This window comes from Pseudomonas guariconensis, from assembly GCF_015680235.1.
Taxonomy (GTDB): Bacteria; Pseudomonadota; Gammaproteobacteria; order Pseudomonadales; family Pseudomonadaceae; genus Aquipseudomonas; species Aquipseudomonas guariconensis_A.
In genome coordinates, this window is record NZ_JADLJL010000029.1 from 43,179 (window position 1) to 62,392 (window position 19,214).

Sequence of the window (19,214 nt, forward strand, 5' to 3'; positions counted from 1 at the left end):
GTCGTCACCATTGCCCGTAGGGGATGCCGTTCAGGCCATTGCCGCTGGCCTTGGAATACACGTCGAAGACATCGCGGCCTTCACGTGGGTTGTCGGCACTGCTGTCGTAGGCGCGCAGGCCCCAGCCGCCTTCGTCCTCATGCTTGGCCGCCACCAGCGGGTCATGGGGGATGCGGCGCAGGAAGTAGAACTTGGCGCCCTTGGCACTGCGCACATCGCGCACGCCTTCGACCAGCACCTGCAGGCTCGGCGGGTAGCCGCTGCTGTCCAGGCGCTTTTCGATGTAGCCGGCGTCGAAGGCACGCTTGTAGGCATCGATGGCATCGCGGATCTGGTACAGCGCCTCGCGCAGTTGCTGCTCCTTGCCGCGACGCACCACGGTCTCGGTCAAGGGCGCGGCCATGGTGGCCAGCAGCCCGAGCAGCGCCAGGGTCAGCACCACCTCGATCAGGCTGAAGCCCTGCTGTTGGCGTTTCATGGCAGCGGGTCCACTTGGCGAGTGACGGCGGCCGGCACAGTGGCCACGGTGCCCTGCGGTTGCGATGCGTCCGGTTGCGAGGTTTCAGGCTGCGCCAGCGGTGCCATCATCTGTTGGCGCACCTGCAGGCTCGACTCGGTGCCGGTGGCGAACTCCATGTCCGACGGGCTCTGGTACGGCAGGTTGCGCACGATACGCGGGGTGATCGCCAGCACCAGCTCGGACTTGCTCTTGTCGTCGCGGTTACTGCCGAACAGCCTGCCCAAGCCAGGGATGTCGCCGAGGCCAGGGATCTTGTTGCCGCTGGAGGTCAGGTCGTTGCGCACCAGGCCCGCCAGCACCTGGGTTTCGCCGTCGTGCAGGCGCAGGCTGGTCTGGGCGTTGCGGGTATCGACCTGTACCGGGATGGTGCCTTGGCGGGTCGGCTCCAGGGGCGTGGCGTTGCTCACTTCCAGGGCCACCTTGATCGCTACTTCGTTATTCAGGTGCACAGTGGGCTGCACTTCGAGCTTCAGGCCCACGTCCAGGTAGGTGACGCTCTCGGTGATTACCGGGCCCTGGGTCGATGGCACCGAGGTGGCGCTGATGATCGGCACCCGCTGGCCGATGTGGATGCGCGCCTGCTCGCGGTTGCTCACGCGGATCACCGGGCTCGCCAGCGTATTGATGTCCTTGTCGGCGGCGTTGATCTTGGCCTGGGGCGCCGGGGCGATACTGATGCGGCCCGAATCGATGCCGCGCAGCTGGTCGAGCACGCTGACCGGGTTGCCTTCGTCATTGAGCACGCCGAAGGTATTAGGCCATTGCAGGCCGAGGTCGAGGATGCGCGAACGGGCCACCTCCATTACCTCCACCTCCAGCACCACTTCCGGGTTGGACTGGTCCTGGGACTGCAGCAGCTTCTCGGCCATGCGCACGGCATCGGGGGTGTCGCGCATGGTCAGGGTGTTCAAGCGCTCGTCGACGAACACGTCGCGGGTCTTGAGCATGGTCTTGACCATGTTCAAGGCAGTGTTGGCGTCGATGCTGGTCAGGTAGAAGGTGCGCATGACCAGCTCCTGGTAGTCCTTGGTCTTCTGCGGCGAGTCGGGGTAGATCAGCAGGGTGTTGTCGTTGACGATCTTCTGGTGCAGCTGGTTCTGCTCCAGCAACAGGGCCACGGCGTCCTCGATGCGTACGTCGCGTACGAAGATGGTGGCTTTCATCTCTGGGCGCAGGTCCTTGTCGAAGATGAAGTTGATGCCGGCGACCTGGGCCAGGACCTCGAAGATGGTCTTGAGGTTGGCATCCCGAAACTCCAGGGTCACCGGCCGTTCCAGCTTGCTGCGCAGCTGCGGGTAAGGCTGGGCGGTACGTGCCTGGACGTTCTCGATGTCGCTGCGCAAGGCGATGCCCTTCTGGTTCTGCGGGTCCAGGCGCAGCACGTCGCGCATGTAGCGCTCGGCGCCGAACAGGTCACCCTGGCGCAGCGCGGCCTGGCCCATGGCCACGCGCTCGTCGAGGTTGCGTACCAGCTCCAACTGGCGGATGCCTTCCTGGGCTCGGCGGTTGTTCGGTTCGATGGTCAATATCCGGCCATAGCCCATGCGCGCACTGGCGAAATCGTGGCGGATACGGTCGCTGTCGGCCTGGGTCAGCAAGGCTTCCACTGCCTGCTGGCGCCCGTGGGCCAGGGCAATGTTCAGCTCGGTATCACGCGGGTCCTCGCGCAAGGCCTGCTCCAGCATGGCGATACCCGCCTCGTACTGCCCTTCTTTCATCAGCTCGGCGCTGTCCTGGCGCGTGGCGTTCGAGCCGCAGCCGGCCAGGGCCGCGCAAAGGGCCAGAAGCATGAACGGAGCAGGCTTGCACAACTTCGACGGCTTCATGGTGCGCTCCCGACAGACAAGGTCTGTGACTGGTGCAATGGCAGGTAGACCAGGTTCAGCTCGGTAGCCGAGACCCGGTCGAGGCGGTAGGTTTGATCGATCACATCGCCCTGGCGTACGACGTAGAGCTTCTCCCCGCTCTGCAGGAATACCTGCTGGTCGTCGCGGTCGCCCAGGCGGCCGATGAACTGGAACGGCAGCACCGGGGCGGTGGGTTCAGCCGGTGCCACGGGGATAGCGGCGGCGGGTTTCTCGGTGACGGTGGCGAGGGTCTTGGCTGGGGTCCATTGCTGGGGTGGGAACAGGTCCCTCGAGGGCTGGGCTGGCTTCGTCGCCGGCAAGCCGGCGCCCTCTTGGGTGGCTGCACCTTGTATTTGGGTGGGGGCCGGCTTGCCGGCGAGTGGAGCCACCTCATCCTGCTGCCCGAACCAGTGCCCAGGGGCCCACGCCAAGGCGCCTGAAAGCCCGAGGAAACCCGCCCACATCACCGTGCGCTGAATGTTCATCACGACCTCGACAGGTAAAGGGTCATGCGCAGGCGACCATTGAGCTCGCGGTCACCGATGCGCTTGCGCTGTAGCTCTAGGTCCTCGAGAACCAGGGTCGGCAGCTGGCCGAGCAGCGCCTGGAGGAAACCGCGGATCTGCGGATAGCTGCCCCGCACCGGCAGCACGATCTGGTAGCGCGCCAGTTGGGTCTTGGGGTCGACCCCCAGGGCGTACTCACCACGGGCCAGGCTGATACGCTCGGCACTGGCCAGGTGGTACAGGCGCTCGATCAGTTCGCTGGCCTGAGGCTGGCCGGGCAGTTGCTGACGCAGGCTGTCGAGGGCCTGCTGCTCGGGCTTGGCGGCCACCTTCAGCTCGCCGCGCCTGACCCGCTGCACCTGTACGCTGGCGTCAGCCTCGCTGGCGCGCAGTTCACGTACGCCCTGCCACTGCGGCAAAACCCAGGCGAAACCGACCAGCACGGCCAGGCCCGCCGTCAGCAGCGCGGCGCCGCCGACACGGCCCAAGCGGGCCAGGTGTTCATGAAGGATCAGGCTAGGGACGCGCATGGCCGGTCTCCCACGTGGCGGTCAAGTTGAAGCGCACTGGGTGCTCGGGCTGGCCGGACACCACCTCGTGGTTGAGCAGCGAGACATCGCGTAGCGCCTCGCTGCGCTCCAGGCGCTGGTGGTACTGCAGCATGGCTTCCAGGTTGCGGGCCTCGGCGGCGATGCGCACCTGGCCCTTGCGTGCATCGGGGGTCAGCGTCAACAACGCCACGTCTTCCTGGGGCTGGGCTTCGAGCATGGCGAACAGTTGCTGCCAGGGGCGTTGCAGCTGTTGCGAAACGCTGCGCATCTGCGCCAACTGCTCGGCCTGTTCGCGGCTGGCGGCGCTGCCCTGCGGCGCGCTGTCCTGCGGGCGACGGCCCAGTTGCTGTTCAAGCCGGTGAACCCGTTCTTCCAGGTCCAGCCGCTCACCTTCGAGCTGCTGCTGAACCAGCAGCAGCGCGGCCAGTACGGTGCAACCCAGGGCCAGTGACGCCCAAGCCATCAGGCTGCTGCGGTGGGGCTGGAATTCCAGGTCGAGGCGGCGCATGTCAGGCCACCGCCCGCCACATGGCGCACAACGGGTCGTTCTCGGCGGCCGGCTGGCACAGCTGTACCGCCGCCAGCTGCGGCGCGTCACCCCGGCCAGGCGCATGCAGGTACACCCGTGGCAGGTGTTCGCCATACAGCTCGCAGGTGCGCTCGATCAATGCCTGCAAGGCCTGGTCGTTGTCGGCGCAGCCCTGGCTCAACACCTGTTGCCAGGCCCCGCCAGCAGCCAGCAGCAGCACGCTGCGCCGCGGCTCGGCCAGGACGAAGAGGAAGTCGCCCTCCTCCAGTTGCGCCGAGCAGCTGTTGTAGGCAGCCATCAGGTAAGGCTGCACCGAGCGCAGGACCAGGCGGTTTTCCCGGCCTAGCGTCTTGAGCGCCTGCAGCAGTGCCTCGGGCAGCGCCGTGGCGATGCGCGCGGCGCCGGCCGCTTCAGGCGAGAGAACGATGCGCCAGTCGTCCAGCGGCTGCCCGTAGAGGTTCTCGAAGCAGGCCCGAGCATAGGCATCGAGCTCGCGCGGGTGGCCGATGGCATCGCTCCAGGGCACCAGGCAGAAGCGGCTGTAGCGGGCAGACAGCAGCACCTGCAGCCGGGCGCCGCGGGGCGCGTGCTCGGCCAGCAGTTCGGCCAGGGCGGCGACGGCCGGTGCCCAGGCCGGTTGCCCGGCTTCGCCGGTGAATGCGCGGCTGCCCAGCCACTGGTGTTGGTTGGCGTGCCAGCGACCCAGGCCGACACCTTCGGCGCCGAGGACGGCGCAATAGTTATCAGGCGATAAATGTGACACGGTTGATCTCCTCAAGCGTGGTACGGCCCTCGCGGACCAGGTCCAGGGCAGATGCGCGCAGCAGCCGCAGGCCGCGCTGGCAGGCCAGCGCCTTGATCTGCGACAGGGGGCGGCGTTCGACGATCATCTGCCGCAGGTCGTCATCCAGGTGCAGCAGTTCGGCAATGGCGCTGCGCCCGCGATAGCCGCTGCCGCGGCACTGGCCGCAGCCTTGGGCGCGGACGAAGGTCCAGCCGGCGACGCCTTCGCGGGTCAGCCCGGAGGCTGTCAGGGTTTCGTCGTCCGGCTCGGCACTGACTGCGCAGTGCGGGCAGGCCAGGCGGATCAAGCGCTGAGCCAGCACGGCGTTGAGCGCCGAGACGAAGCTGTAGGGGTCGACCTGCATCTGGCTGAAGCGGCCGATCACATCGAAGACGTTGTTGGCGTGGATGGTGGTGAACACCAGGTGCCCGGTGAGCGCCGACTGCACGGCGATCTGCGCGGTATCAGGATCGCGGATCTCGCCCACCAGGATCTTGTCCGGGTCGTGGCGCAGGATCGAGCGCAGGCCGCGGGCGAAGGTCAGGCCCTTCTTCTCGTTGACCGGAATCTGCAGCACGCCGGGCAGCTGGTACTCGACTGGGTCCTCGATGGTGATGATCTTGTCCACGCCGTGGTTGATCTCGCTGATCATGGCGTAGAGGGTGGTGGTCTTGCCGCTGCCGGTGGGGCCGGTGACCAGAATCATGCCGTAGGGCTCGGCGGCCAGCCGGCGCAGCGCCAGCAGGGTGTGCTCGGCAAAGCCCAGGGCCTGCAGCTGCACGCCGCTGACCCGGTCGGACAGGTCCTGCTTGTCGAGCACCCGCAGCACCGCGTCCTCGCCGAAGATGCTCGGCATGATCGAGACGCGGAAGTCGATCTGGCGCTCGCCCACGGCGACCTTGAAGCGGCCGTCCTGCGGCACGCGTTTCTCGCCGATGTCCAGTTCGGCCATGACCTTGATGCGTGAGATCACCTGCTCGGCGAACGCGCTGCCGCTGGCCTTGCCGGCACCGGTGAGCACACCGTCGATGCGGTACTTGATGGTCAGGCCCTGGCCGGTCATGCCCAGGTGAATATCGCTGGCATGCTGCTTGAGGGCATCGTAGAGGGTGGCGTTGACCAGCTTGACCACCTTGCTCTGGTCTTCGCTGATGCTGGCCAGGGACAGGCGCTGCAGCGGGTCGGCCTCACTGCCAGGCTCGGCGTCGTGCTCCAGGGCATCGACGGCATGGAAGCTTTCCTCCTGGCGGGCCAGGAAGGTGGCGATGTCGGCGGCCTGGGCCAGGTACAGCGGCGCGCCTTGCAGGCATTCATCGATCCAGGCCAGGCGGGCGTGGTCGAAGGGGTCGGCGAACACGCCGATGATCTGGCCCTCGTGCTGCACCAGGACGAATTCGCGTTTCAGGCACAGGGCCAGGCTGGCCCGCTCGAACAGCGGGGTGCTGGTCAGCAGCGCCTGGCTGTCGAGCACCGGGTAGCGCAAGGTGGCGCCCAGGCGGCGGACGAACGTGGCCGGCTCGTCACAGGCCAGACGGGCCAGGCAGTCCAGCAGGCGTTCGTCACCGGCCTGGAGGCGGGCTTGGGCAAGCAGTTCGCGGGAATAGCCCGTGGCAGGGATCGGGTGGGCTGCAACAGAGGCTTCTGACATGGCCTGCGACTCCGCTCAGGGGCGCGTCGCAGGCTGGCTCGGGGATGCCGGGGTGGCTGCGGGCGCCGCTATTCCCCGGTGAGCAGGTCGTCTTCAGGTGCGGGAGGCTTGGCGCCGTCACGTCGGCGGTCGGCCAGTACCCAGCTGCCATCGTACATCTGCAGGGGGAACGTCTGGTTCCTGTTCTGGCGTCGTTCGACGAAACCCTCGGCCTGTTGCTCCGCTGCCCGCGGCTGGCGCTCCGTGCCGGTCAGGTCGGATACCGCGCGGGCCAGTTCCAACAACGGGAACGGCTTGAACAGGACATGGGTCACGCCAAGTGTGGCGGCCCGCTCACGGACCTCGGCGGTCGGGTGGGCGGTGATCAGCACGAAATGGCACTGCCTGTTCTTGCGCACGGTCTCCAGGACCTGGAACCCCTCCATGTCGGGCAAGCGGTAATCCAGCACGATCACGTCCGGTGCCAGGCTTTGAGCCTGGGCGATGCCACTGGCACCGTCGTGGGCGACATGGACTTCCAGGCCTTGCGTCTGCAGGTAGGCCTGCAGGTTTTGCGCAAGGGTCTGCTCGTCATCGACTACCAATACTGTGTTCACCAAGGTCGACTCCCAAGAACTGCCCGGTTGCCCGGTCTCTGGAGTTCAGCCTTGTACAGGCTTGAGCATCCTTCGTGCCAGGCGTGAATAGTCATGTCGCACCACTGTAAGTCATTGATTCCACTAAACCAGCCAACAGGTGCCTGCAGGGCCTCCCCAAATACGGGGAAACTGATGGCATTTGGCCCCCTGCGTAATTCCCCAGGAGTGGGGAAAACCCGCGCGCCGGTGAGGCTAGTCATCCGCTCGTTCAACCTTCGCCCCTTCACGCAGGCGGTGGCGCACCGATTGGCGTGCCTGGGCTTGCATCTGGCCGACGAGCGCAGCCCTGGCCCAGGCCAGGCCCTGCTCACGTTCGACCGGGATTTCATGATTTTGGTTCTGCATCCCTTGCATGCTTTCCTTGTTGGCCTGATAGAAGGCCTCGACCTGTGCCTCGGTGGGTTCGTCGATAGCCGTGAGCTGGGCATACACCTGTTGCGCGGCCATCTCGTGACGAGTGTAGTCGGCGTACCCGGCCCTATCGAAACCGGCATCGGCCAGGCGGCGTTCGAACACCGTGGGGTTGCCGAAGGCCTGTTCGACCTCGCCGACCCGCGCCGCCACGGTTTCGTCACTGACCACGATGCCACGACGCAGGGCTTCCTGCCACAGCAGTTCCTTGTCGATCAGCTCGTCCAGGGCCTGTTCGCGCAGGCGCTTGTACAGGCTCGGGCTGCGGATGCTGGTCACCGCCCGCCCCTGGTCCTGTAGGTACTCGGCAAAGTAGCGTTCCAGGCGCGTGACGCTGATTTCCACGCCATTGACCCGCGCCGCGGCGAGGTCCGCCTGGCTGACCGGGGCCAGCCCCAGGAGCAGGCACAGCAACAGGATTCGCATGACAACCTCCGTTCAGGGTGTATCCGGCATCGAGCGATACGCCGCCGCGGTATGGAACTGCGGCCCGGGCAACGCCACTTGCACCACATGGGCCCCGGCCAGGCCCTGGCGCCGACCCGGGCCGAAACCCAGGGCCGGGGTCAGGCCGGTCTCGACGTCATGCAGCCCTTCCAGGGCCTGCACCAGCTGTTCGCGGCTGGCGTCGCGGCCCACCTGCTTGAGGGCCTCGGTCATCAACACCAGGGCGCACCGGGTGCTGACCTGCAACGATGCCTGGCGACCATCCAGGCCTTGTCGCTCACGCAGCCCGGCCAGGGTGGCGAGCCCTTGTGAAGTCCAGTCCGCCGGGACAAAGGGATAAGCCAGGAACACGCGCTCGGACCACTGCGCCGGCAGGCTCGGCAAGGCGCCGGCCACCTGGCTGGAGGCTGCGAACAGATAGGGTGCGCGACCAGCCGCCTGCAGTGCCGCGGCCAGCTCGGCAAAGGCCTGGGCGCGGCCTAGGAAGACGATACCCTGGCCCTGCACCGCCTGGCCATCGAATGCCTGCACCGGGCCCGATGCCCAGCCTGCGGCCTGCAAGCGCTGGCGCACGGCTTCAGCCTGTGCGGCCTGCCCCGGGCCGGAATAGACCACTTGCAACGCCTCGGGCGGCAGGCCCAGGCCGGCCCGGGCATACCCAGCCAGGCTCAGCAACTGCTCGGGCAGGCCGGGCAAGGGGTCGAAGATCTGTGGGCTGGCGCCGCTGCGGGGTGTACTGCCGACCAGCGGCACGTCGCGTTGTTCGAGTGTCGCGGCCAACTCATCGTCGAGCATGGGGGCCAGCGGACTGATCAGGGCGAAAACCTGCGCCTCGTCCAGCAAGCCATCCAGGGCCTGCCTGGCGCCCTGCGGGTCGACGCCAGGGTCGCGCACCACCAGTTCCAGACGCCGCCCATGAATACCGCCCTGCTGGTTGAGTTGCGCCAGGCCGTCCTCCAGCACCGCACGCACCACCCTGCCCGCCTCGGCCAGCGGCCCGCTGGCCGGCAACAGGGTACCCAGGCGCAGTACGTCCGGCTCGACACCGGGGTCGCGCTCCTCGCCCAGGCGCTTGAGGTATGCCGTGAGGTTGCGCTGGTCGGCCAGGGTCAGCTCGAAACGTGGCATGGCCGGGTCCAGGCGGTTGCCCGCAGGGTCCACGCCCTGCTGGATGGCCCGGGCCAGGCTGGCCTCGGCATAGGCCGGGTAGCGCCTGCCATTGGCCTGGCGCTCGCCCTGCCCCATGGCCAGGCGCTGCCAGTCCAGGCTTGGCGGGCGCACCCCACCCTCGGCGCGGCCACGGCCGTCGTTGCCATGGCAACTGGCGCAAGGCAGCACACTGGCCGGCACGCTCATGTCGCTGGCGCCTACCCGGGCCAACAACTGGGCATCGCTGCTCGACAGGCCTTCGCGGTACAGGCGCTTGCCAGCCTGCTCCTGCTCGGTCAGGTCCAGGGCCATGGCCGTAGTGGACAACAACCCCACCAGGACCAACCACCCCCCTGTAGGCGCGGCCTTGCGCCGCGAACGGCCGATCGCGGAGCAAGCCCGCTGCCACAAGGCGTGCATAAGTTGCGTGGGCGAGCACATGGCGCTCACCGGCCTGCCAGGGGTTGGGCCAGCAACTGCATGCGCTGGGCGATGGCCGTAGGCGGCGCGTCGGGGCGGATCTTGCTCCAGCGCTTGCCGGCCACGTCACCGGCGATCAGTTGGGTGGAATGCTGCTCGGGGCTGGGCAGGAACTGCCCCAGGCGCCCTAGCACCAGGTCGACATTGGCCTTGTCGCCGGTCAGGAACAGCCAGTTCGGGCCGTCCACGCCCTGTTTGCGAGCAAAGGCCTTGAGCGCGGCCGGGGTGTCGTTGAGCGGGTCGCTGCTGACCGAGACGAAGGTTACCTGGCTCGCCAGCTCCGGCCCCATGGCCTCGCGCACTTCGCGCAGCTTGCGGGTGATCAGCGGGCAGGCGTCGTTGCAGTGGGTGAAGATGACGTTGAGCATCACCACCTTGTCCTTGAGCACATCACTGTAGAAGCGCAGCTCGCGGCCGTCCTGGTCCTTGAGCACGGTGTCGGTGAACCAGGCCTGTGCGTCCCGAGTACCGCCGCCACTGACCATCGGCTGCGGCGCCGGTTGCGGGGCCGGCCCGGCCGAGGCATGGTCTTCGTGGGCCATGGCCACCGAGGCGAGGATCCACAGGCAGCCGACCAGGGTCAGCCAATCGAGGCCGCGCATGCCGAGGCGGCGGGTGCTGGTGGTGGTCATGGCTGCACCTCCTGCTGGCGATCCGGCCCGCCGGCGATGGCGGTGCTCTTGGCGTGTACGCGGCGGGCGCTGAGGCGGTTGATCTCGGCGACCAGCACGGTCGGGTCGGTGAAGCCGTAATAACGCGTCCAGTGGCCGCTGCGCCCGTCACCGACGAGAATCAGCGGCGGGTGTTGGCTCAAGTCGGCGCTGAAGCTGCCCAGGCCCTTGAGGGTCTCGGTGATGGCGTAGGGCGAGCCAGTCAGCCAGCTCCAGCCTGGGCCATGCTGGAACGCCTTGGCGTAGCCGAGCAGGCGCTTGGAGTCGTCGCGCTGCGGGTCGACGCTGATCGACACCAGCTGGATCTCCTCACCGACCCGCCCGCCCAGCTGCTGCTGAACCTTGGACATGATCGACGACACCACTGGGCAGACCGTGGTACAGCTGGTGTAGATGAACCCCATGACCACCAGATGATCCCCAACCAGGTCTTTTTCCAGGCGCACCGGCATGCCGTCCTGGTCGAGCAGCGAGACATCGGCAAAGCGCACGCTGGCCTTCTCCTGGCGGGCCGCTGGCGGTTGCTGGGCATGGCCGCTGTGGTCATGCCCGGCGTGGGCCTGGGCCAGTTGGCTGGCCAACAGCAGGCTCAGGGCGATCAGGTTGCAAGCAAGCTTGGCGTTCATCGCACACTCCTGGGTTTCCCTTGGGAAGCGGTAGAGGCTGCGGCCGGCAGGACACGCAGGCTGGTGTAGTTCTCTTCGGCGAACTTGCGACCGAGGGTCGGCGACTGCACATGCAGGTACCAGGCCCCGGCCTCGGCCAGTTGTAGCGAACCCTGGTACACGCCATCGCCCACTTCTTCGAGCGGCAGGCTGCGAGGCATCGAGGATGGCGCCAGGAAGTAGCGCAGGCTCAGGTCACGCAGGCCCAGGCGCGGCTCGCCGTCGTCGCCGAGGATGCGGACCCGGGCGACGAATACGCTGTGCTGCAGGGCCGGCTGGCCGTTGCCGAGGAACTGGGCGTGTACGCCCTTGCGCTTGGGCGCATCCGGCGATGCCGCCACGCGGGTGCTGAAGCAGTGGATGATCTGCGGCTGGTTGAGCAAAAAGGCCACGTCGAAACTGCCCGCCGCCGGCAGCTTAACCGTCGAGCCATACACCCCAGGGGCCAGCTCGCGTAGGCTGCGGTCGATGACGATGGCCGCACGGGCCTGGTGGCCACGGTTGTTGTAGCCGGACATCGGCGCGTTCATGCCTTCGGCATAGAAGTAGGTGGTGTTGTCCACAGGGTTGACCACGAACACCGAGTTGTCGTCCCGGGCCACCGACAGCCCTTGGGCCAACGGCAGGTCGCCGGCCTGGCGGGGCGCCGCGGGGCCAGCCTCGAAGCCCTGGACGATCGGCTCGCGCCCGGCCCCGAGGCTCGACAGGTTGATCATGCTGACTTTCGGTGAGGCCAGGCCACGCACGTAGGCATAGCCCTTGGTGAAGGTCAGTTGGTACGGCTCGGCCGCCACCGGGATACGGTGGATCAGTTGGTCGTTGCTGGCATCGATCACCAGGGCCTGGTTCTCCAGAGTGTTCAGCACGATGCCGTAGCGGCCGTCGTCGCTGAACTGCATGGGCCCAAGGCCGGGCTCGGCCTTGACCGTGTGGCGCAACTGGTGGCTGCGGGCGTCGATCACACGGACCGAGCCCTCCTTGCCATCGGCCACGTACACCGCCTGGGACAGCGACGAGTAGGCCACCGACAACGGATGTGGGCCGACCTGCAGGGTCTTGGCCAGGCGCATGTCGGCGGCATCGATGATGCTCAGGGTGCCTGCGTCGCGGTTGCTGACGAAGGCGTAGCGCGAGTCGTTGCTGAAGGCGATCTCGTGGTGCCCGGAGCCGGTGATGAACGACTTGAGCATGCCACGGCTGGGCACGTCGATCACGGTGACCCCACCCTTGGCCGGGTCGCTGCTGTTGTTGCCTACCCACAACCGGCGTTGGTCCGGTTGCAGGGCCACGCGCAGCGGCTGCTCGCCCGCCTCCAGGTTGGCCACACGGGTGAAGGTCTCGGTATCGATCACCGCTACCTGGCCCTGATCAGGCATGGAGACGAACACCTGCTTGTCGTCGCTGGTGGCCACCCAGTCCATGGGCCGGCCCGGTAGGTCGATGCGCGCCAGGGTGCTGGTCACCCCGCCCACCGAGACCGTGGGGTCGATCACCGTCAGGCTGGGGTCTTTGTTCAATACCAGCAGGAAGTAGCTGTTGAGGTCGAGCAAGGGGCGCGCGCCGATGCTGCTCTTGAGGAACAACGCCACCCGCGCCTTGCAGCTGCTGTCGCGGTCGCCGGTCGGGGCCGACTGCGCCGGGTCCAGCCAGGCCCCCGGGGCCATGCCCGAGAGCGGCTGGCCACTGGCCTGATCGCTGACCTTGAAACGGATGTTGGCGAAGCTGCCTTCGCGCAGCACGCCGCCATCCAGGGGCCGCGCCTCGAACTCCACGGTCACGCCATCGCGGCTGAGCCGGTGCAGGCCCTGCGGGTCGGCAGGCTCCTGCAGCAGCTCGCGGGGGTCGCACCAGAGCTTGTCGTAGGCAAGCCCCAGTCCGATCAGCGCCACCCCCAGCATCACCCCCAGGTACGCGGGACGATTTTTCTTGTTCATGCGCGTTCCCCCTTCTCTCATTGTGCCGGGGCGGTGGCCGGTGGCGCTTCGTTGGTGACCCGCAGGAGGCCCCACAGCCCCGAGAGGTTGCCGTAGGCGCCGTAGTCGCGGAACAGATAGTCCCCCGGCACGGCGTTGGCCCCACCGGCGCTGGGCAGCATGAAGCTGAAGTGCGCCGCTGGCAGTACGCTTTCCTGGGAACCCACGTAGATCGCCATCGGGTTGTAGCCAAAGCGCACCGAACCGACCCCTGGCAGCCCCATGGGGTAGCCACTGGCATCGCTCTTCTCGGCTTGGTAGGCATGCAGCGGCCACAGGTGCCCGTCTAGCTGGTAGATCATGCCGCGGCTGCCACCGCCAGGCATGAGCACATGGCTGCGCAGCGGTTGGCCGGGTTTGGCCCAGAGCACCGGGGTCTGCGGGTCGCCGCCGACCAGTTCATTGCTGTAGGCCATGTGGGCGTTGGGCACGTCACCGAAGCCCAGGCCAGCGGCGCGGCCGAACGGCGAGTCGGGCGCCATGCCGAAGCGCAGCCACAACGGTTCGGTCTTGTAGTTGACCGCCATGTTGCCGTTGTCCTGCGGGTCGGCGGCCGCGCCGTTGCCCTCGGTATTGATGCCCTCCACCGGCCGGCCATCGGCCCAGCGCATGTTCAGTGCGCGTTGCCACACCGTGACGAAGTCGCGGTATTCCGGCTGCCCGTTGGCCTTGACCGTGGCCTGGGCGCGGCTGGCGCCGTCCTCGGTCCAGGTCGCGCCCTGGGGCAGGATGCTCATGGCCCCCACCAGGCCCTTCTGCGGCTGCTTGATCAGGTCCGCCGGGGTCAGGTTCAAGCCGCCGAACTCGATGGCGGTGGTGTTGATGTTGTCCACCGTGCGCCCCAATTGCAGCACCGGCTTGCCTTCACGCTCCAGGTGCCCGGCATAGTATTGATACACCTTGGTCGGGTAGGCACCGCTGTTGCCGGCTCGTGGCGGTACGGTCTGCACCGGGTTCAGGCCCACGTTGGTGCCATCGGACTTGGTGATGTCGTAGGCCAGCAGTTGGGCATGCAGGCCCACATGGCTGGATGGGCGCATCTGGTTGTTGTTGAAGGCTGTGGAACCTTCGCTGTCGTTGCGGTCGCGCTTGACCACGCCATGCATCACCGCGGTGCTGGCCAGGTCCGGCATGACCAGTGGCAGGCGGTTCTCCAAGGTAATGCTGATGCAGTCACCTGAGTTGGCGCGCAACACCAGCGGCTCTACCGGAACCCCAGGCTTGAGCTTGCCGGTGGTCGGGTCGAGGTCGGCCTTGCGCACGTAGAGGATCGCGGTCGGGTCGTGCAACGGCGCGCTGTGGCCACCGATGGTGAAGGTCTCGCCATCCTCGGGGTCGACCCCGCTGACCAACGGGATGCTGGTGCGGCGGCTGTTGAACACCAAGGTGCCGCCATTGGCCTTGAGCGGGCCGCCGACATGCTGGCCGACCCCGGCCGGGTCGACGATGCTGACGCCGTTGCGGTTCTCCAGGATGTCGTTGGCCAGCGCCGCGACCACTTCATAGTTGCGCTTGACCGTCGGCCGGCTGCCGATGCCGGTGGGGTTGGCGGTTGTTTTCGGGCAGATGCCGTCGAACGCCACGGTGTTGCGCATGGCCACCGGCTGCGGGTTGTTCGGCAGCGGGAACAGGTCCGGACGCTGGGCGGTGTAGTTGCGCATGATGCCCCAGATACCGTTCCAGTAGCCCTCCAATGCCGCATCGAGGGAATACAGGTAGTCGCCGTTGGTGGCCGCCGAACTGGAGATCATCGAGACCGGCGCCATGAACCCCAGTTGCTCGGAGATGCCGACCATCTGCGAGGATTTCCACCCCGAGTTGGAGCTATTGCCGAAGCCCGAGCCGTTCTGCAGCCACTTCACGCCATGCAGGGTGACGTTGTGCTCCTCTTCATGACCGCCGGCATGCATGCGCAGCCGCACGTTGTCGCCCGAATAGGTGCGCAGCATCGGGGTGAAGGGGTCGCCCGGCTCGGTGCCCAGATTGACGTGCGGCGGGAACAGCGTGGTGCCGCCGGTCGGGCCGACCGCCGAGGTGATCGCCGAAGGCGCCTGGTTCATCGCCGGGATGGCGCGGTCGGTGCGGGTCTGCAGGGCATAGGCCAGGTCGCCGGCAAGGCCGTCGGCCTGCATGCCACGCTTGCCGTCCGGGCCGACCTTGTTCGGGTCGAACACCCGCAGGGCCAACGGCTCGTTGCGGTAGTTGACGACGAACATGCCTGGGTCATCCACCGAGATCGCCTGTGGGCACGGGCGGCTTGGGCAACCCGGGGCCAGCCCGCCTCGGGATTCGACGATGGCTTCCAGCAGGTTGGAGGCCTTCTGCCGCACAGGCGGGTTGATGGCGTAGCGGAAGCTGTCGGCGGTGGCCGGGTAGGCCTGGGCGTCCGGCTTGCCGTCGGGGCCTGCACCTACGTACACGCCGGCCTCGTAGGCATGCTGGAAGTCGCTGTACTCGAGGAAGAACTCGCGATAGCTGTCGTTCTTGCCATCGCCGTCATGGTCGCCGGTCTGGATCACCGCCTGCCACGAGGTCGGGCCGCCATCCTGGCGGGTGGCCGGGTTGTACAGCTTCTCGCCGGTTTCGGCGTGGTACCAGGTGGAGCCGGCAGGCTCGGCCAGTACGGTGGCGTACAGGCCCAGTTGCTGGTGGGTCGATGGGCCGAGGTGGTCGTGGGTGAAGATGGTACCCAGGCCACGGTCGACGTTGTGCACGTTGACCAGCGGGTCGGCGAACCAGCGTTGCATGGCGGTGCGTGCACCGAGCCAGTCGGCCCGGCCGAAGCGGCCGAAGTACGGGTGTTGCTTGGCTTTCGGGCAGGCCGCGGTGCCATCGCGCGGGTCGCCCTCGGTGCAGCCGTTGAAGCTGCGGATGGCCTGGATCCGCTCGACCACGCTGCCGGGCGAGAGGATGCCGTCTTCGTAGTTCCAGCCGTTGGCGGCACCGTCGGCGGCGGTCAGGTCCCATTTGGGCAAGTGGATGTGCTGACCGATCACGTCGGTGGGGGTACGGACCTGGTAGTCGTCCATTTCATAGAACGACGGGATCAGGTTGGTGTGCTGGTACATGGTGCAGTCGAAGGTGTTCATGCGCATCACCAGCGGCTCCGGTGGGCGCTGCTTGGTGATCACTGGCCAGGCGTCCTCCCACAGGGCCAGGATGCGTGCCTGCGGGAAGTGGTAGCCGACCTTGTTGTACACCGCGTCGAACTGGATGTTGGCACCTTTGTAGATGCGTGGGCGGTCGGCGGTGAAGGTCGAGCCACCCCGGAAGTTGATACCGCCCAGGCTTTCACCGCTGAAGAACTCGCCCACACCCGAAGACTGGGTCAGGCGCTTGCCACGGTCGTCCATGCACGGCTCGTAGTACGGGGCGCCAGCCGTCGGCAGCGCGCCATTGGTGCGGAAGTTGCGCGGCACCGGATCGCCACCCGGGATCAACGCGTAGCTTGGGTGCTCGGCCTGGGCATGGAACTGCATCGCCGCCTGTTCGACATCGGTCCCCTCTTCAGGCAGGTAGATCGGCTTGGCCTTGTGCACCACCTTGGAGAAGTCCAGCTTGGTGGTGGTGGTTACCGCCTCGCCCCCGGCGGATATACCATCGAGCACGTGGCGGCCCAGGCCACCGTCCCAGCCGTCGACCTGGTTGGGGTCGAGGTTGGCCCACAGGGCTTTGCCGCTGTTCTTCAGTTGCTGGGCCAGGGCCGGGTCGAGCATATCCAGTGGCGGGGTCGGTGGACGCTGGCCGACGCTGGTTTCCATGCCGCCGATCCAGAACGGGTAGCCGGGGTTCTTCAGGGTGCCGTCGGCATTGCGGTTGCTCTCGCTGCGGTCGACCAAGGCCAGGGAGCCCACGGCATGCGGCCCGACGGCCTCGTCCAGATGATCGTCATCGCCCTCCTCGGCTTGATCGTCGTCATGTTCGGCGACCAGGGTCTCGGCCAGCCTGGGCACCACGGTGACCTTGCCGGGCATCGGTGCCATGGCCTTGCCAGGCAGTGGCACGATCGCCGGAATCGGCGTGCCGGCGACGATCTCGCCATCCGGCAAGGCCCTGGCGCCGACTGCGGGCTTGCCGCTGCGCAGTGCGAACGGGGTGCTGTGGAAGCCATCCTCGGTTTGCCCGCTCACCTCCAGGCGCGTACCTGCCTCGAACACATCGTGGACCCGCCACATGGCCCACATGCCCTGGGCGAAGTGGGGGTAGAAGTGGCAGTGGTAGATGGCATCGCCCGCTACCCGGTTGCGGTTGCCCGAGCCGCCGTTGGCGATCTCGTAGGTATACCCCCCGCCAGCACCGATACCCTGGGCGTCGATATAGTCGGAGTTGTCATCGTTGGGGTTGAACAGCCACTGGTGGCCGTGCAGGTGGAAGATGTGCTGCTCGTGGCCGTTGTGGGTGTTGCGGAACTTGGTGAAGTCACCGATGTAACTGTGGTGAACGTTGGACGGCTCCGACGGGTACAAAGCCATGTTGGCCTTGACGCCCACCGCGCTGGCAGGCGGTGTCTCGCCGGGGCGGATGTGCTCCAGACCAACGTTGGCCGGCACGTCCACCAGGGTGCCGACGTCGCCCACGGTATGGGCGCTCAGGAAGAACTCTTCGTAGGCGCAGGACAGGCAGTCATGCATCGGCCCCACGCCCAGGCGGTTGGCCACCACCTCGGCGCCCATGCCGCCGGACCCATAGTTGATCATGAACGAATCCCGGGCCGGCTCCAGCACGTGGCCCATGACCGGGTCGGCCCAGTAGCCGGGGAAGGCCTGGGTCACGGCCACCTCATCGGCGAACTGCGAGGCGAAATCGCGGAAGGCGTCCAGGCGGTTGGGCAGCGCTGGGTTGCGCTTGCCGATGGCTTCCAGGGGGTAGGTCGAAGGTGGGAAGCTGCCGTCGGGGTTGGGGCCCATGACGATGGCGTCGGTCTCGCTGTTGACGATCTCGTTGCCATCGACCATGGCGATGATCGGCTTGCCGGCCTTGCCTTCGGCGATCCACGGCTGGACCTGTGGGTAGCGAGCCTCGTAGTCGACCACCGGCTGGCCGGTGGCGGTACGGCCGGTGGTGGCCAGGCGCATCTCCTCTTCTGTGAGGGTGTTGCGGTAGGTGCGTCCGCCTTTGGGCACCACCACCACTTGGCCGAACAGGCCGTTGGCGACGTTGCCCGCGGTACCCTCGCCCCCAAAGGTGGCACCCTTGCTGGTGGCGGCGAAGGCACCTTCGCGCTCGGCGTAGAGGGTGTAGCTGCGGGTATTGCCGGGGGCTACCAGGAAGTTGCCATTGCGCCCGGTGTTGGCGGCGATGTCGCTGATGCTGTTGACTGCCTGCATACCGTTGACCTGGAAGCCCACGTGGCGGTCGGCAACCTGCTGGTCGGCGATAACAGGCTCGCCCAGTGGGTCTTCCACTTCGAGCTCTTCGCCTTCGACGTCGGTCTCGATATGGTCGATGCCGTGCTTGTTGGGGTTGGCCTGGTAGGCCAGCAGGTTGGTGAGGTTCACCGTCAGGCAGTCACCAGCGGCCACCCGCAGCACGATCGGCCGCGGGCGCTTGTCCGGGCGCAGGGTGACCTTGCCGGGCACTGCGGCGCCGCCTTGGTTCAGGGGCACCAGCTTGTCATCGACCACATCCTGGCGCAGGGCGAAGATCATGCCGTTGGCGTTCTGCGCGCCCAGGCGGTTGAACATCAGCGGCTGGTCCAGTGCTACCACGTTGGCCACCAGCGTGCGCTGGCATTGCACCGCCGCCTCGCTGGTCGTCTGCCAACCCAGCAGGGCCAGCACGAGTGAAGACAGGACAGAGCCTTTGAGGGGGGTCATCATGCTGCACCTCCGGGGGACACAGGTTCTCTGCGTTGGCCGGAGCAAGCGGCATGCCACAAATATTCTGGCGGTTTTTCAACAGGTTACGTTTGCATTCAAAACAGATTGGGGAGGATTCCCCAGCAGATTCCCCGAAACGGGGTAAGGCTTGGCGCTAATCGCTGGTTCTTTGCGTGACAGCGCAGCGCGATGACTGCATTGAAAATAGCGAAATATCCATTTGCCATGGCGGCGCTCACTCACCTTTTCGCCTTTACGGCGACTACTTTTGCTCTTGGGCAAAAGAAGGCAAAGGCCGGTCGGTTATATTTGGGACATTCCATCGGGGCCATGCAGCCATCGCGGGACAAGCCCGCTCCCACAGGCAACCCGCCAGAGGCAAGGTTTGCGTGATCCTGTAGGAGCGGCCTTGTGCCGCGATGGGGCGCGTAGCGGCCCCAATCATTAAGGCAAAGGCAGCCAAGATTCTGGATCACAACAGCACAGTGATACGCGATAGCCCAGGCGCCGCCAAACGCGACGTCAGGAGGCCGAGTGGAAGCCTTGCGCAGGTGGGTGCCAGGCATGGATGCCTGG

Annotated in this window: 14 protein-coding genes; all 14 read right to left on the bottom strand. The window is 66.8% G+C overall.

All coding sequences use genetic code 11. The features are described from left to right. Nucleotides 1–4: 4 nt before the first annotated feature. Nucleotides 5–478: a type II secretion system protein gene (locus IRZ56_RS17980; RefSeq protein WP_196146169.1), complete on the bottom strand. Its 474-nt coding sequence runs from the start codon at nt 476–478 to the stop codon at nt 5–7. Next, on the bottom strand, nt 475–2,346 hold the full coding sequence (locus tag IRZ56_RS17985) for a secretin N-terminal domain-containing protein (protein WP_328306126.1): 1,872 nt from the start codon (nt 2,344–2,346) through the stop codon (nt 475–477). The genes IRZ56_RS17980 and IRZ56_RS17985 overlap by 4 nt, the downstream gene beginning before the upstream one ends. Continuing rightward, nucleotides 2,343–2,852: a hypothetical protein gene (locus IRZ56_RS17990; RefSeq protein WP_196146170.1), complete on the bottom strand. Its 510-nt coding sequence runs from the start codon at nt 2,850–2,852 to the stop codon at nt 2,343–2,345. The genes IRZ56_RS17985 and IRZ56_RS17990 overlap by 4 nt, the downstream gene beginning before the upstream one ends. After that, nucleotides 2,852–3,403 carry a type 4a pilus biogenesis protein PilO gene (gene pilO, locus IRZ56_RS17995; protein WP_196146171.1) on the bottom strand — a complete coding sequence of 184 codons (552 nt, stop codon included), beginning with the start codon at nt 3,401–3,403 and terminating at the stop codon, nt 2,852–2,854. The genes IRZ56_RS17990 and pilO overlap by 1 nt, the downstream gene beginning before the upstream one ends. Beyond that, nucleotides 3,390–3,932, bottom strand: a complete 543-nt coding sequence (locus IRZ56_RS18000; protein WP_196146172.1) for a PilN domain-containing protein — start codon at nt 3,930–3,932, stop codon at nt 3,390–3,392. The genes pilO and IRZ56_RS18000 overlap by 14 nt, the downstream gene beginning before the upstream one ends. A 1-nt stretch (nt 3,933) precedes the next feature. Beyond that, on the bottom strand, nt 3,934–4,716 hold the full coding sequence (locus tag IRZ56_RS18005; protein ID WP_196146173.1) for a hypothetical protein: 783 nt from the start codon (nt 4,714–4,716) through the stop codon (nt 3,934–3,936). After that, the gene (locus IRZ56_RS18010; RefSeq protein WP_196146174.1) at nt 4,697–6,385 is read right to left on the bottom strand and encodes a GspE/PulE family protein; all 1,689 of its coding nucleotides are present in this window, start codon (nt 6,383–6,385) and stop codon (nt 4,697–4,699) included. The genes IRZ56_RS18005 and IRZ56_RS18010 overlap by 20 nt, the downstream gene beginning before the upstream one ends. A 68-nt stretch (nt 6,386–6,453) precedes the next feature. After that, nucleotides 6,454–6,984 carry a response regulator gene (locus IRZ56_RS18015; RefSeq protein WP_196146175.1) on the bottom strand — a complete coding sequence of 177 codons (531 nt, stop codon included), beginning with the start codon at nt 6,982–6,984 and terminating at the stop codon, nt 6,454–6,456. Between the two features lie 231 nt (nt 6,985–7,215). After that, nucleotides 7,216–7,860, bottom strand: coding sequence for a SurA N-terminal domain-containing protein (locus IRZ56_RS18020; RefSeq protein WP_196146176.1), 645 nt, complete (start codon nt 7,858–7,860; stop codon nt 7,216–7,218). A gap of 12 nt (nt 7,861–7,872) precedes the next feature. Further along, on the bottom strand, nt 7,873–9,342 hold the full coding sequence (locus IRZ56_RS18025) for an ABC transporter substrate-binding protein (protein WP_230390441.1): 1,470 nt from the start codon (nt 9,340–9,342) through the stop codon (nt 7,873–7,875). A gap of 134 nt (nt 9,343–9,476) precedes the next feature. Continuing rightward, nucleotides 9,477–10,142, bottom strand: coding sequence for an SCO family protein (locus IRZ56_RS18030; protein ID WP_196146178.1), 666 nt, complete (start codon nt 10,140–10,142; stop codon nt 9,477–9,479). Next, a complete protein-coding gene (locus IRZ56_RS18035; RefSeq protein ID WP_196146179.1) occupies nt 10,139–10,807 on the bottom strand; it encodes an SCO family protein in 669 nt (222 codons plus the stop codon). The genes IRZ56_RS18030 and IRZ56_RS18035 overlap by 4 nt, the downstream gene beginning before the upstream one ends. After that, nucleotides 10,804–12,780: a cytochrome D1 domain-containing protein gene (locus IRZ56_RS18040; RefSeq protein WP_196146180.1), complete on the bottom strand. Its 1,977-nt coding sequence runs from the start codon at nt 12,778–12,780 to the stop codon at nt 10,804–10,806. The genes IRZ56_RS18035 and IRZ56_RS18040 overlap by 4 nt, the downstream gene beginning before the upstream one ends. 17 nt (nt 12,781–12,797) lie before the next feature. Beyond that, nucleotides 12,798–18,638: a manganese-oxidizing multicopper oxidase MnxG gene (mnxG, locus tag IRZ56_RS18045; protein WP_196146181.1), complete on the bottom strand. Its 5,841-nt coding sequence runs from the start codon at nt 18,636–18,638 to the stop codon at nt 12,798–12,800. Nucleotides 18,639–19,214: the final 576 nt, after the last annotated feature.